Here is a 13,291-nt window from a genome sequence, read left to right as displayed (position 1 = left end):
GTCCTGTCGGGGTCTTCCTGCCGGAATCGCCCGCGAGACCCGCGGGCTGCAGCATCCGGCTCGCTTCAGCCGTCGCTCGCCCGGATCGCCTTGACGGTCGCCGGTTTGTCAGCTCGTTCGGACGTCACGTCGATCACGTGAGGGATCCCCAAAGCTCGCCCGGCGGCCGGCGCGATAAATGGGACAGTGTTGCTGTCCTATAGGGGACGTTGCCAGATTTTAGGGTTTCCAGCAAGGGGCGCAGAGCCGCAGCGGCGCGCCTTTCAACCATGCGCCGGAGCATGCCCCCAATTCGCCCGACGCGACCCTGGCGCGGCGCGCGCAATCAGCCGGTGTATCGGTTCGGCGCTTCGCAATCTCGCCCCATTCGGAGGCTTCAACCGTGTCCGCCGGCACGGAGGGAATGCGGGGAAACGCGACCGCCCGTGACGCCGGGAGACCCGAGGCCAACAGCGGGCTCCCGGATACAAGGTCTTTTCCAGTTTCGATCTCGCGAGGTCCGCATGGCTCCGAGCCGTTCCGTCTCCGGTCGTGCCGCGACGATCCTGCGCCGCGCAGGCGCCGCCGGGCTTCTCCTCGGCGCGGGCATGCAGGGCGCCGCCGCGCAAGGCTATTCCTGGGGCTACGGCCCCGAGGAGGTCTACGGGCCACCGCGGGCGGTCTATCGCGCCGAGCCGCCGCTGTCGCCGCGCTCCGTCGCCTACAGCCTGCAGGATCGCGGCTTCACCGAGATCGGCCGCCCGCGCTTCGACGGGCGCGCCTACGTGGTCGACGCCACCGGCCCGCGCGGCGCGCGGCTGCGCCTCGTGGTGGATGCCCGCGACGGCGCCGTGATCGGCCGCGAGGTCGTCGGCGATGCCTACTACCCGTCCGCGATCCGCCCGCGGCCGGTGACGCCGGGCTACGGCTGGACCGAGGAGGACGACCGGCCCCGCCGCTTCCGCGAGGCCGAAGCGTTCCTGCCGCCCGCCGACATCCCCTCCGCCGCGCCTTCGGTCCCTGCCCCTCGCGGCCCGTCCCTCGACGACGGCCGCGTCCGGGCCGAGCGCCCGTCGCGCCCCGCGCTGCCGCGCCAGGAGGCCCATGCGGGCATCGCCCCGCAGGCCGCGCCCGAGGCCAATCCCTACGGCCTCAATCCCGACGCGCCCCCCCGCGCGGACGCCGCGCGCCGGACGGCCAGGACCGCCCCGCCGGCCAAGCCCTCGGTCGCCCGCACGGCCCCGCCCGCCCCCGCGCCCAGCCTGCGCCCGGCCGAAGCTGTCGCTCCGAGCGAGATGACGCCGGCGGCGAAGTCGGATGAGAAGCCGGTGGACGCCGCGGCCCCCGCGAAGACGACGGAGCCGGCCGGCGATTCCGGCGCGGTGAAGACCGCCGAGTCGTCCCCGGCTCCGGCGCCCGCACCCAAGGATCGCAACTGGCAGGACCCGCCCGCCGACCGCAAGCCGGTCCGGGTGATCGGCGGTGCGACGATCGTCCCCGGCGGCACGGGCGAGGCCGGCGCGAACTGAGCGCGACGGAGGGCGTCAGCCCTCCTCGCCCGCCAGCACCAGCCGCTCCCGGCCGGAGAACACCGTGAGGGTGTCGGAGCGGGCGATGGCGCACAGCGTCAGGCCGTGGCAGCGCGCCCGCTCGATGGCAAGCGAGGTCGGGGCCGAGATCGCCACCAGCACCGAGGCGCCGAGCACCGCGGCCTTCTCGGCCATCTCGAACGAGCAGCGGCTGGTGATGACCAGGAAGCCCTCGTCCGGCCCCACGCGCTCGCGCATCAGCGCGCCGATCAGCTTGTCCAGCGCGTTGTGGCGGCCGACATCCTCGCGCACGGCCAGCAGGCTGCCGTCGAGCCGGGCCCAGCCGGCGGCGTGGACCGCGCGGGTCTCGCGGTTGAGGGACTGCCTGTCGAAGAGCGCGTCGAGCGCCGCCTGGATCGCCAGCAGGGACACGCGCGGCCCGCTCGAGGCGGCGTCGTCCCGTGCCTTCGCCATGGGGAGGGCGGCGAGATCATCGATGCCGCAGACGCCGCAGCCGGTCCGGCCCGCGATGGCGCGCTTTCGGGCGAGGTGTTCGCGAAGCCGCCCCGGCGCGAGATCGACGAGGAGCCGCAGGCCCCCCTCTCCCTCCTCGACCGAGACGCCGCGGATCTCGTCGGCCGACTCGACCACGCCCTCGGTCAGGCTGAAGCCGTAGGCGAAGTCGGTCAGGTCGCCCGGCGTCAGCATCATCACGGCGTAGGGCACGCTGCCGTAGACGACGTTGACCGGTGTCTCGACCGCGAGAGCACGCGAATCGGGCCTCGGTTCGGGAGACCCGTAGGCGACGACCAGCGTGCCGACCCGGACGGCGGTGGGGGGAAGGCCTGCGTCCATGCCGGTTCCGCCCTGCTCCATCGTCGCACCTTCAGACCACGCCGGCTGTCACGCCGCACCCATTGACCCGCGTCCAACCGACGCGAAGCGACGCCGTTGCGGTTGCGGTTTTACGATCAGTATGGTTCTACGTCGCGATCGCCCAACCGGCAGCGCCAGATCAAGCCGAACAACGGCTTGGCACGCCAGGGTCGGGTTGCCCAAAGGATTTGCGACCAAGCTTCGCGAATTCAAGGGCTAAGAACTCAACAGGCACTTTGGGGAGCCAGGCGGGGAACATGCGGACGACGCAGGCGCAACATTGGTCACTGAGAGGGGCCGCCGCTCTCGGCGCCCTCCTCGTCCCGTCCTCCATCGCGCTGGCGGCCGGCATCGGCCAGCCCGAGCCGTGGCAGATGGACCGTCAGGTCGCCGTGACGGCGGAAGCCCACGACCTCCACGTCTTCGAGAACTGGCTGCACTGGCTCGCGTTCGGCATCTCGCTGTTCGTGCTGGCGCTGATCGTCTACTGCATCTTCAAGTTCAACGAGAAGGCGAACCCGACGCCCTCGCGCACGACGCACAACACGATGATTGAGGTGGCCTGGACCATCATCCCGGTCCTCATCCTCGTGGCCGTCGCGATCCCCTCGTTCCGGACGCTGCGCACCCAGCTCTCCGATCCGAAGGCCGACGTGATGGTCAAGGTGATCGGCCACGCGTGGTACTGGTCTTACGAGTACCCGACCGCCGAGGGCGACAAGGGCGGCTTCACCTTCGACGCCAACGTCGACGAGGACAAGCAGCCGAAGTTGCTCGCCACCGACAACGACATGGTCGTGCCGGTCGGCAAGGTCGTGAAGGTGCAGGTCACCTCCGGCGACGTGATCCACTCCTGGGCGATGCCGTCCTTCGGCGGCAAGATCGACGCGATCCCCGGCCGCCTGAACCAGTGGTGGTTCCGGGCCGACCGCGAGGGCACCTATCACGGCCAGTGCTCCGAGCTGTGCGGCGCCCGCCACGCCTACATGCCCATCACCGTGCGCGTGGTCTCCGAGCAGGCCTACGCCGAGTGGCTGACCGAGGCGAAGACCAAGTACGCCGCCATCGACAACGGCTCGCGCCTCGCGGACGCCCGCTGACGCTTCGTCGGGCCGGGGCACCGCTCCGGCCGAACCCTGAACTCGCCAGAGGCGACAGAGATCTGAGCAAGGCACGAGAGATGGCCACAGCCGCAGCACATGCCGGGCACGACGCCCACGACGACCACAAGCCCTCGTTCTTCTCCCGCTGGTTCCTCTCGACGAACCACAAGGACATCGGCACGCTCTACCTCGTGTTCGCCTTCATGGCGGGCACGATCGGCGCCTTCCTCTCCTTCGGCATCCGCATGGAGATGGAGGAGCCGGGGCTCCAGTACTTCTCCAACCCGGCCACCTACAACGTGTTCGTGACCGGCCACGGCCTCATCATGGTGTTCTTCATGGTGATGCCCGCCTTGATCGGCGGCTTCGGCAACTGGTTCGTGCCGCTGATGATCGGCGCGCCGGACATGGCCTTCCCGCGGATGAACAACATCTCGTTCTGGCTGACGGTGGCCGGCTTCGCCTGCCTCGTTTGCTCGCTGTTCGTCGAGGGCTCGCCCGGCGCACAGGGCGCCGGCACCGGCTGGACCGTCTACCCGCCGCTCTCCTCCACGGCCGGCCATCCGGGCCCGGCGGTCGACTTCGCGATCTTCTCGCTCCACCTCGCGGGCGCGGGCTCGATCCTCGGCGCGATCAACTTCATCACCACCATCTTGAACATGCGCGCTCCCGGCATGACGCTGCACAAGATGCCGCTCTTCGCCTGGGCCGAACTCGTCACCGCCTTCCTGCTGCTCCTGTCGCTCCCGGTGCTCGCCGGCGCGATCACGATGCTGCTCACCGACCGCAACTTCGGCACCACCTTCTTCGATCCGGCCGGCGGCGGCGACCCGGTGCTCTACCAGCACCTGTTCTGGTTCTTCGGTCACCCCGAGGTGTACGTGATGATCCTGCCGGCCTTCGGCATCGTCTCGCACATCATCGCCACCTTCTCGAAGAAGCCCGTCTTCGGCTACCTCGCCATGGCCTACGCCATGGTCGCCATCGGCGTCGTCGGCTTCGTCGTGTGGGCCCACCACATGTACACCGTCGGCCTGTCGCTCCAGACGCAGTCCTACTTCGTCTTCGCCACCATGGTGATCGCGGTCCCGACCGGCGTGAAGATCTTCTCGTGGATCGCCACCATGTGGGGCGGCTCGATCCGCTTCACCGCCGCGATGCACTGGGCGGTCGGCTTCATCTTCCTGTTCACGGTCGGCGGCGTCACCGGCGTCGTGCTCGCGAACTCGGCGGTCGACAAGTACCTGCACGACACCTACTACGTCGTCGCGCACTTCCACTACGTGCTCTCGCTCGGCGCCGTGTTCATCATCTTCGCCGGTGTCTACTACTGGTTCCCGAAGATGACCGGCCACATCATCCCCGAGTGGGCGGGCAAGCTGCACTTCTGGCTGGCCTTCGTCGGCGCGAACGTCCTGTTCTTCCCGATGCACTTCCTCGGGCTCGCCGGCATGCCGCGTCGCTACGCCGACTATCCGGAGGCCTTCGCCGGCTGGCACAAGGTCGCGACGCTCGGCGGACACATCTTCGCGCTCGGCATGGTGGTCTTCGTGATCGGCATCGTGCTCGCCTTCCGCTCGAAGACCCGCGCCGCGGACAATCCGTGGGGCGAGGGTGCCACCACCCTGGAGTGGACCCTGTCCTCGCCGCCGCCCTTCCACCAGTTCGAGACGCTCCCCAAGATCGTCGACGAGCCGGCCCACTAAAGCATCGGCCCGAAAGGTGGGTGCCGGCTTTCGGAAGAAGCCGATGCGGCACAGAACCTAGGCCAAACGCGAGGACCGCCCCGGCGGTCCTCGCCCTTTCCCCGAGGCCTTCGCGGACAACCGAAGGCTTCCGGCAAAGGGCGGCGATCCGAACCTCCCCCACCCCACGCCTCCACCCAAGCGTTCAGATCACGGTTTTCATGACGACCCTGTCGAACAGCGTCACCGCCGACACCCCGTCCTTCGCCCCTGCCGTGGGGGGCGAGGTGCGCGACTTCTTCGCGCTGCTGAAGCCGCGGGTGATGGTGCTCGTCATCTTCACCGCGCTCGTCGGCATGGTGGTGTCGGACGCCACCGTGAACCCGGTGATCGCGGCGATCTCGCTCCTGATGATCGCGGTGGGCGCGGGCGCCTCGGGCTGCCTCAACATGTGGTGGGACGCCGACATCGACGCCCTGATGACCCGCACCGCCAAGCGGCCGATCCCCGACGGGCGCATCCGCCCCGACGAGGCGCTCGCCTTCGGCATCGTGCTCTCGGTCGGCTCCGTGCTGATCCTCGGGCTCGCCTCCAACTGGCTCGCCGCGGGCCTGCTCGCCTTCACCATCGTCTTCTACGCCGTGATCTACTCGATGTGGCTGAAGCGGGCGACGGCGCAGAACATCGTCATCGGGGGCGCCGCGGGCGCGCTGCCCCCGGTGGTCGGCCAGGCCGCGGTGACCGGCCATGTCGGCATCGAGTCGCTGATCCTGTTCGCCATCATCTTCATCTGGACGCCGCCGCATTTCTGGGCGCTGGCGCTGGTGAAGAGCGGCGAGTACGCGCGCGCCGGCATCCCGATGATGCCGAACGTCGCCGGCCCGGATTCCACCCGCCGCCAGATCGTCTGGTACACCCTGCTGCTCGCGCCGCTCGGCCTCGCGCCGGTCTATCTCGGCTTCGGCGGCTGGCTCTATGCGCTCGTCGGCGTGCTCGGCGGCCTCGGCATGCTGGCGGGCGCCGTGCAGGTGTTTCGCCTGCGCCAGGGTGAATCCGAGCGCAAGGCCGCGATGGGCCTGTTCGCCTTCTCGATCCTCTACCTGTTCCTGCTGTTCTCGGCGCTCTTGGCCGAACAGGGACTCGGCCTTTACCGCGCGGTGCTGGTGTGAGGCCGGGTATGAGCGACCTTCCCGACGGCCTGCGCCCGCTGACGCCCGAAGAGGCGCAGACCCGCCGCAAGCGCTCGATCGCCATCGCACTGACGCTCGGCGCCCTGGTGATCCTGTTCTTCGTGCTGACGATCGCCAAGCTCGGACCGCAGGTCCTGCAGCGGCCGCTCTAGGGGCGAGGGAATGACGCAAGGCTCCGACAGGCAGAGTCAGGCGGCCCGCGGCGTGCGCCGCACCGTGGCGGCCTGCGCGGGCGTGGTGCTGGCCATGGGCGGCCTCGCGCTCGCCTCGGCGCCGCTCTACGACATGTTCTGCAAGGCGACCGGCTTCAACGGCACGCCGCTCGTTGGTGCCGCCCCCGCGATCACCGACGGCGAGGCTTTGGCCCCCGTGACCGTCCGCTTCGATACGAACGTCGCAAAAAACCTGTCGTGGCGCTTCCGGCCGGAGCAGTCGAGCGTCGAGGCGGTGCCGGGCCGGACCGCCACCGTATTCTTCAAGGTGACGAACACGGGCACCGAGCCCTCGAAGGGCATCGCCGTGTTCAACGTTCAGCCCGACCTGATGGGCCCCTACTTCGTGAAGGTGCAGTGCTTCTGCTTCGACGAGCACACCCTTCACCCGGGCGAGTCGGCGGAGTTCCCGCTGGTGTTCTACGTCGATCCGGCCCTGCGCAAGGATCCGGACATCGGCACGCTGGCGGAGATGACGCTGTCCTACACCTACTTCCCGTCGAAGAACGGGGCGCCGGTGGCGGAGGTGGCCAAGCCGGCCAGGACCACGAATTTCTGAAGGCCGAAGCGTGACAAGCGCGCGGGGACCGCAGTAGAGCTTCACCGGGATCGGGCCTGACGGGCGCGGTCCTCGAGCAAGGCAAGAGAGGGCCCGGCCGTCGATGCGGCGAGACGGGTAGGGGCGAAGGGAGACCCATTGCGATGGCCGGGGCGCACGCCAAGAATCACGACTACCACATCATCAACCCGAGCCCGTGGCCCCTGATCGGTGCGTTCTCAGGGTTCCTGATGGCCTTCGGCGCCGTCTTCTGGATGAAGGGCCTGTCGCTCGGCGGTCTGGCCGTCGGACCCTACGTGTTCGGCGCCGGCACCCTCGGCGTGCTCTACACCATGCTGTCGTGGTGGAAGGACGTCACCCACGAGGCGAATTCCGGCGACCACACCCGCGTCGTCCAGCTCCATCACCGCTACGGCATGATCATGTTCATCGCCTCCGAGGTGATGTTCTTCGTGGCGTGGTTCTGGGCCTATTTCGAGGCCGCGATCTACACCGCCGATCCGATCCAGGCGACCCGCGTCGAATTCACCGGCGGCGTGTGGCCGCCCAAGGGCATCGAGGCGTTCGACCCCTGGCACCTGCCGTTGCTCAACACGCTGATCCTGCTCACCTCCGGCACCACCGTGACCTGGGCCCACCACGCCCTGCTGCACGGCGACCGCAAGGGCCTGAAATACGGCCTGTGGCTGACGATCATCCTCGGCGTGCTGTTCACCGCCTGCCAGGCCTACGAGTACAGCCACGCCCATTTCGGCTTCTCGGGCTCGATCTACTCGGCGACCTTCTTCATGGCGACGGGCTTCCACGGCGCCCACGTCATCATCGGCACCATCTTCCTCGCCGTCTGCCTGCTTCGCACCTATCAGGGCGACTTCACCCCCAAGCAGCATCTCGGCTTCGAGTTCGCCGCCTGGTACTGGCACTTCGTCGATGTGGTGTGGCTGTTCCTGTTCGCCGCGATCTACGTCTGGGGCGCCGGCACCTCGGCCCATTGAGGCCTCTCGCACTCCGCCGCCCTCGCGTCTTGCGTGGGCGGCAACCCTGAAGGGCGGCGCGAGCCGCCCTTTTTCGCGTGCGCCGTCCCTCCCGGCTCGTCATACCGAGAGGGCGCGAGGAAAAGCCCGTGAACCGAACCGTCACCACCCCCGCCCCGATCCCGACCGGCCTGCGCGGCCGATGCCCGGCCTGCGGCGAAGGGCATCTGTTCCGCGGCTTCCTCGCCGTCCGCCCGGCCTGCGAGGTCTGCGGCCAGGATTTTTCGCGGTTCGACTCCGCCGACGGTCCGGCCTTCTTCGTGATGTCGATCACCGGCTTCGTCGTGGCCGGCACCGCGCTGTGGATGGAGTTCACCTTCGAGCCGCCGATCTGGGTCCACGCTGCCGTGGCCGGGACGCTCGCGATCGGCTTGAGCCTGCTGCTGGTCCGCCCGCTGAAGGGGGTGCTGGCCGCCGTCCAGTTCGCCAACAAGGCCGAGCAGGGACGATTTCGACCGTGACCGTGACCGCCGCCGACCGCGTCGCCCGCCTGCGCAGCCTGATCGCCCCCGGTCTCGCGGCGCTGGTCTGCCTCGCGATCCTGCTGGGCCTCGGCGTCTGGCAGCTCGCCCGCAAGGGCGAGAAGGAGGCGCTGATCGCCCGCATCATCGAGCGCTCCCGCGCCGAGCCGCCGGCCGCGCCGCCGCCCTTCGAGGCCTGGGATCCGAAGGCAGACGAGTTCCGCCGGGTGCGGGCGAGCGGCACCTTCCTTCACGACAAGGAGACGCTGGTCCACGGCCTCGCGCCGGGCGAGCCCGGCCGGGCGCTCCAGGGCTTCTACGTGCTGACCCCGCTCGAGCGCGACGACGGCACGACCATCCTGGTCAATCGCGGCTTCATCCCGACGGAGCTGAAGGACCCGAAGAGCCGGGCGGCCGGACAGGTCGCGGGCGCGGCGAGCGTCACCGGCATGCTGCGCGGCAGCGAGGTCCGCACGATGTTCGTGCCCGAATCCGACCCGGCCCGCGACCAGTGGTACATCCGCGACATCGCGGCGATCGGAGCCGCCCGCGGGCTGACGAACGTCGCCCCCTACCTGATCGAGGCGGATGCCACCGAGAATCCCGGCGGCTGGCCCCGCGGCGGGAACTTACGGGTCGATCTGCCCAACAACCACCTGCAATACGCCTTCACGTGGTTCGGCATCGCCGCCTGCCTCGTCGGCGTCTTCTCCGTCTTCGCGTGGCGGCGCCTGCACGATCCGGCGGAGCCCGGCGCGGCCTGACCGCGTTGGCCCACCGCCTGCTTCACGAAGGCAGGCCGCGCCGGACATGTCTCCGGTGCCGGAAGCACGGAGCGCCCCCGCGATGCGCAGAGCCGCCGTCCTGTTCGCTCTCACCCTCGTCGGCGCCGTCACCGCCCCGCCCGTCCGGGCCGACGAAGCGGCCCGCAAGGCCGCCCAGGCCACCATCGAGCGCCAGATCGAAGCCTTCCGCCGCAACGATTCGGGCGCCGCCTATGCCGAGGCCGCCCCGCAGATCCGCAACCTGTTCCCCTCGCCGGACACCTTCATCGCCATGGTGGAGAAGGGCTACGCCCCTGTGCTGCGCCCGCGCAGCTACCGCTTCGAGACCGCCAAGGAGACGGCCGAAGACGAGATCGCGCAAGGCGTCAGCCTGCAGGACGAGGCCGGCATCGACTGGGTCGCGCTCTATACGCTCCAGCGGCAGGTCGACGGCCAATGGCGCATCACCGGCTGCCAGTTGAAGAAGGCGCCGGGCGAGGCGACCTGACGGCGACCGGGCGCGCCGTCGATCGGCGCGGACGCGACCCGTCCTCCGGGAATGACGCCCGCCGACGGAGCGGCGGGTGTCATCGGGGCGTCAGAGGTAGGAACGCGGCCGGACGCGCTGGTAATGCAGGCCGTCCTTGGTCGTGTAGATGTCGACCGTCGCCAGCGTCTTCTGCAACTCGTCGCGGGCGTGCTCGAACGAGAACCGCTTGGCGCGCGCCAGGGCACCCGTGCTGATGCGCTCCCACAGATCCTCGTCGGAATAGAGCCGCAGCACCTGCTCGACCCAATCCTGATTGGTCTGGGCGACGAGGCAGTCGAGCGAGTCCGACAGGCCCGTGCCCTCGATGGCGATCGGCGAGAACACGCCGGCCAGCCCGTAGGAGAGGCTCTCCAGCACCTTGCCCTTGATGCCCGCCCCGGACCGGAGAGGGGCGACGAAGACGCGGGTCGAGGTCAGCACCGCTTCGAGATCCGGTACGTAGCCGTGCACCTTCACGCTGTCGGAGGCGAAGTCCATCACCTCCTTGGTCGGGTTGCTGCCGACGATGTGGAAGACGATCGACGGGTCCCGGGCCAGCAGCTCGGGCATCACCTCGGACACGAAGAAGCGGGCCGCCTCGACGTTCGGCGGATGGCCGAAGCCACCCAGGAACAGAATGTCCTTGGTGTCGGCGAAGCTCGGCTTGAGGTCGGCGCGCATGTCGACGACCCACGGCACCCGCCCGAGCTTCGCCGCCGGGAGATGGCTCTCCAGCACCGTCAGCTCGACGTCGGAATAGCTCAGCGTCAGGTCGGCCTCGGCGATCATCTCCAGCTCGCGGCGCTTGGTCTCCATCGCGCCCTCGATGCTGTAGTTCGGCTCCTGCGCCTTGGCCGCCCGCATCTCCCGCAGGAAGTGCAGGTCGGCGAGGTTGAGGATCACCTTGACGGCGCGCGAATGCTCGCGGATCAGCGAGATGACGCTGCCGAAGGTATAGTAGCGCGTCACGTAGACGAGATCGAACTCGCCGATGCGGTCGCGGATGAAGGCCGAGATGTCGGTGACGAACGGCGCGTACAGGCACTCGACGCCGATCTTCTGCAAGACCCGGGTGTGCCGGTCCATGAAGGCGAGGTTGAGCGGCAGGAAGGTGACCTTCATGCCCAGGCTCTGGAACAGCCGGATCTCCTGGAAGGCGGCGTAGCTGCCCGCGTCGTTGTCGACCATCGGATAGTGGTTGTCGATCACGAGCAGCCGCTGGCGCACGTGCCGGTCCTTCTCCCGGTCGACGTTGACGCCCTCGCGGCCGTGGTCCTTGAACAGGCTCACCCACTTCTTCTTGAACTTGGGCCGGTTGACCTCCTGGAACTTCTTCATGCCGGACGACACGTCGGTGCCCGACGACTGGCCCTCGTAATGCACCACGACCGAGCTCGGCACGTAGAGGACGCGCTTGCCGGCGTTGCGCACCTTCATCGCGAGGTCCGTGTCCTCGAAATAGCCGGGGATGAACTCGCGGCTGAAATAGCCGATCTCGCGCAGCAGGCCGGAATCGATCAGCAGCGCCGCCCCGGAGACGTAGTCTGCCTGGCGCAGGTAGTTGAACTTGGGGTCGTGGTTGTTCTGGTTGCGGCCGTAGTTCCACGGGTTGCCGCTGCCCCAGACGACGCCGCCGGCCTCCTGCAGCGCACCGTTGGGGTAGATCAGCTTGGAGCCGACGAGGCCCACCTCGTCAAAATCCTCGTAGGCGTGGATCAGTTCGTCGAGCCAGTGGGCGGTGACCTCGGTGTCGTTGTTGAGGAACACCGTGTAGCGGCCCCGCGCGGCGGCGGCGCCCCGGTTGCAGCTCTCGACGAAGCCCTTGGCGGTCGGGTTGCGCAGGCAGGTGAGGCCAGAGACGATCTCGGCGATGGAGACGGTCGTGTCGGTCGAGCCGTCGTCGACGACGATCACCTCGAAGCTGTAGGCCGTGTAGGCGAACAGAAGCGCCGACAGGCAGAGATAGGTCACCTCGAACTTGTTGTGCAGCGGGATGACGATGCTGACATCGGGCGTCTCGACCGCGGGGAAGGCGATCGGCCGGTAGCTGGCGCGCTTGCGGATGCCGTCGAGCAGCGTCTCCTGCAGCGCGTAGAGGTTCGGGATGCGCTCCGCGTCCCGCGGGTCGCGGTGCCAACTCCGGAACGACTTGAGGTGATAGGCGGCCAGCGGCGACAGCGTCGTGTCGAAGGGCTTCTTGGCGTAGGTCTGCAGCGCCTCCCAGGGGGTCATCTGGAAGTCGAGCACCACGGTCGTGTGATGCAGCACCGTGCCGTCGTCCATGTTCCGGATCGAGACGAGGTGGTACTGGCCGTCGAAGTATTTGCGGTCGATCTTGAGGCTGTGCCCGATCTGATCGGTGCCGAGCATCAGATCGAGCTGGCCGATCAGCTCTTCGTCGATATAGGCGCCGAGCTTGACGTAGGTATGGTTCGCCGAATTGCGCGAGACCGAGACGTTGATCTGATCGAAGTTGACCCGGAACTCGTTGATCTTGAAATCGAACCCGTACGAGATCGCATTCTTGATCACGTGCTCCTGCTCGCCGATGACGATGGCGATGTCGTTGGTGCCCTTGCGGCCCTCGAAGGCGAGAAGCGGCAGCTTCGCCGTGTAGGCCAGCATCTGGGCGGGACCCTCCTCACGGGTCAGCCGGAGGAACTCGCTCGACAGGACGATCGGATCCTCGACCTCCACGGCCAGCGCTGGCTTGGCCAGGAAGAGGTAGCTGTTGGTCTGGCTGGTGCTGGGTCCCTTCTCGACCAGGATGCGCAGGCCCGCGGCGGCGGCGGGGACGTCGAGGCGGACGACCACGGGCTGATAATCCTCGATCCGCGCCCCACCCCGGCGGACGGTGGCGACGTCGTGGATCTGCCGGTGGAGGGTCTGCCCGTCGGCATCGAGGAACTGGAAGACGAAGCGGGCCTCGCAGCGATGGGCGGCGACGAGGGCCGAGAACAGGTAGGGCTGCCGCGGCTCCACCGCGAGGTCCTCGCCGCCGAGCGGGTCGAGCAGCCGCACCACGGCATTGGCGGGCTGGCCGCCCCCGGCGAGGTCGTTCTCCGTGAAGATGAAGTAGGTGTCGCTTCCGGTCAGGGTCCAGTTGCGGACGTTCTTGCCGATGCGCGCGCCCGTCGGCGTCTCGACGAGCCGCCAGATCAGGCCCTTGTCGGTCGTGACCAGATGGTTGACCGTCTTCCGGTCGAGGGCGCGACGGCTCAGGGTGACGCCGGTCTCCTGGAAGCCGTAACGATCCCGCAGGATGACCGAAGCCTCGATATCCGGTGCACCGGCCTGGATGAACTCGATCGTCTTGTCGGAACAGATCTTGTAGGACGCCACATGGCCTTTCGCATCTTCCTGAGCGCGA

The 13,291-nt window shown here is 68.6% G+C and carries 12 protein-coding genes; 10 read left to right on the top strand and 2 right to left on the bottom strand.

What is annotated here, in order from left to right:
- Positions 1–503: 503 nt before the first annotated feature.
- The gene (locus HNR00_RS00250; RefSeq protein ID WP_183563036.1) at positions 504–1,508 is read left to right on the top strand and encodes a hypothetical protein; all 1,005 of its coding nucleotides are present in this window, start codon (positions 504–506) and stop codon (positions 1,506–1,508) included.
- A 15-nt stretch (positions 1,509–1,523) separates the two neighbouring features.
- On the opposite strand, the gene fdhD is transcribed toward HNR00_RS00250, so the two are convergent.
- Positions 1,524–2,363: a formate dehydrogenase accessory sulfurtransferase FdhD gene (gene fdhD, locus HNR00_RS00245; RefSeq protein ID WP_246390129.1), complete on the bottom strand. Its 840-nt coding sequence runs from the start codon at positions 2,361–2,363 to the stop codon at positions 1,524–1,526.
- A gap of 278 nt (positions 2,364–2,641) precedes the next feature.
- Here fdhD and coxB point away from each other — a divergent pair, with 278 nt between their 5' ends.
- The 9 genes from coxB (at position 2,642) to HNR00_RS00200 (ending at position 9,900) form a co-directional block, all read left to right on the top strand.
- Positions 2,642–3,484: a cytochrome c oxidase subunit II gene (coxB, locus tag HNR00_RS00240; RefSeq protein ID WP_183563031.1), complete on the top strand. Its 843-nt coding sequence runs from the start codon at positions 2,642–2,644 to the stop codon at positions 3,482–3,484.
- A gap of 80 nt (positions 3,485–3,564) precedes the next feature.
- The gene (ctaD, locus tag HNR00_RS00235; RefSeq protein WP_183563029.1) at positions 3,565–5,193 is read left to right on the top strand and encodes a cytochrome c oxidase subunit I; all 1,629 of its coding nucleotides are present in this window, start codon (positions 3,565–3,567) and stop codon (positions 5,191–5,193) included.
- A gap of 200 nt (positions 5,194–5,393) precedes the next feature.
- Positions 5,394–6,341 (top strand): heme o synthase, encoded by a 948-nt coding sequence (locus HNR00_RS00230; protein WP_183563027.1) that lies wholly within the window; start codon positions 5,394–5,396, stop codon positions 6,339–6,341.
- 8 nt (positions 6,342–6,349) lie between these two features.
- Positions 6,350–6,514: a cytochrome c oxidase system small membrane protein gene (locus HNR00_RS00225; protein ID WP_183563024.1), complete on the top strand. Its 165-nt coding sequence runs from the start codon at positions 6,350–6,352 to the stop codon at positions 6,512–6,514.
- A 10-nt stretch (positions 6,515–6,524) separates the two neighbouring features.
- Positions 6,525–7,133 carry a cytochrome c oxidase assembly protein gene (locus HNR00_RS00220; protein WP_183563021.1) on the top strand — a complete coding sequence of 203 codons (609 nt, stop codon included), beginning with the start codon at positions 6,525–6,527 and terminating at the stop codon, positions 7,131–7,133.
- 143 nt (positions 7,134–7,276) lie between these two features.
- Positions 7,277–8,128 (top strand): cytochrome c oxidase subunit 3, encoded by an 852-nt coding sequence (locus HNR00_RS00215; protein WP_183563018.1) that lies wholly within the window; start codon positions 7,277–7,279, stop codon positions 8,126–8,128.
- Positions 8,129–8,256: 128 nt separating this feature from the next.
- Positions 8,257–8,628 carry a DUF983 domain-containing protein gene (locus HNR00_RS00210; protein WP_183563015.1) on the top strand — a complete coding sequence of 124 codons (372 nt, stop codon included), beginning with the start codon at positions 8,257–8,259 and terminating at the stop codon, positions 8,626–8,628.
- A complete protein-coding gene (locus HNR00_RS00205; RefSeq protein ID WP_376770342.1) occupies positions 8,625–9,392 on the top strand; it encodes an SURF1 family protein in 768 nt (255 codons plus the stop codon). Before HNR00_RS00210 ends, HNR00_RS00205 begins: the two co-directional genes overlap by 4 nt.
- Positions 9,393–9,474: 82 nt before the next feature.
- Complete coding sequence (locus HNR00_RS00200; RefSeq protein WP_183563012.1) at positions 9,475–9,900, top strand: DUF4864 domain-containing protein; 426 nt, start codon at positions 9,475–9,477, stop codon at positions 9,898–9,900.
- A 90-nt stretch (positions 9,901–9,990) separates the two neighbouring features.
- Here the strand turns inward: HNR00_RS00200 and HNR00_RS00195 are convergent, their stop codons facing one another.
- Positions 9,991–13,263, bottom strand: coding sequence for a glycosyltransferase (locus HNR00_RS00195; protein WP_183563010.1), 3,273 nt, complete (start codon positions 13,261–13,263; stop codon positions 9,991–9,993).
- Between the last annotated feature and the right edge of the window lie 28 nt (positions 13,264–13,291).

Source organism: Methylorubrum rhodinum (assembly GCF_014199935.1).
In the GTDB taxonomy this organism is placed as follows: Bacteria; Pseudomonadota; Alphaproteobacteria; order Rhizobiales; family Beijerinckiaceae; genus Methylobacterium; species Methylobacterium rhodinum.
The sequence above is the reverse complement of the archived record's forward strand: the minus strand, read 5'-3'. Positions and strand labels throughout refer to the sequence as shown.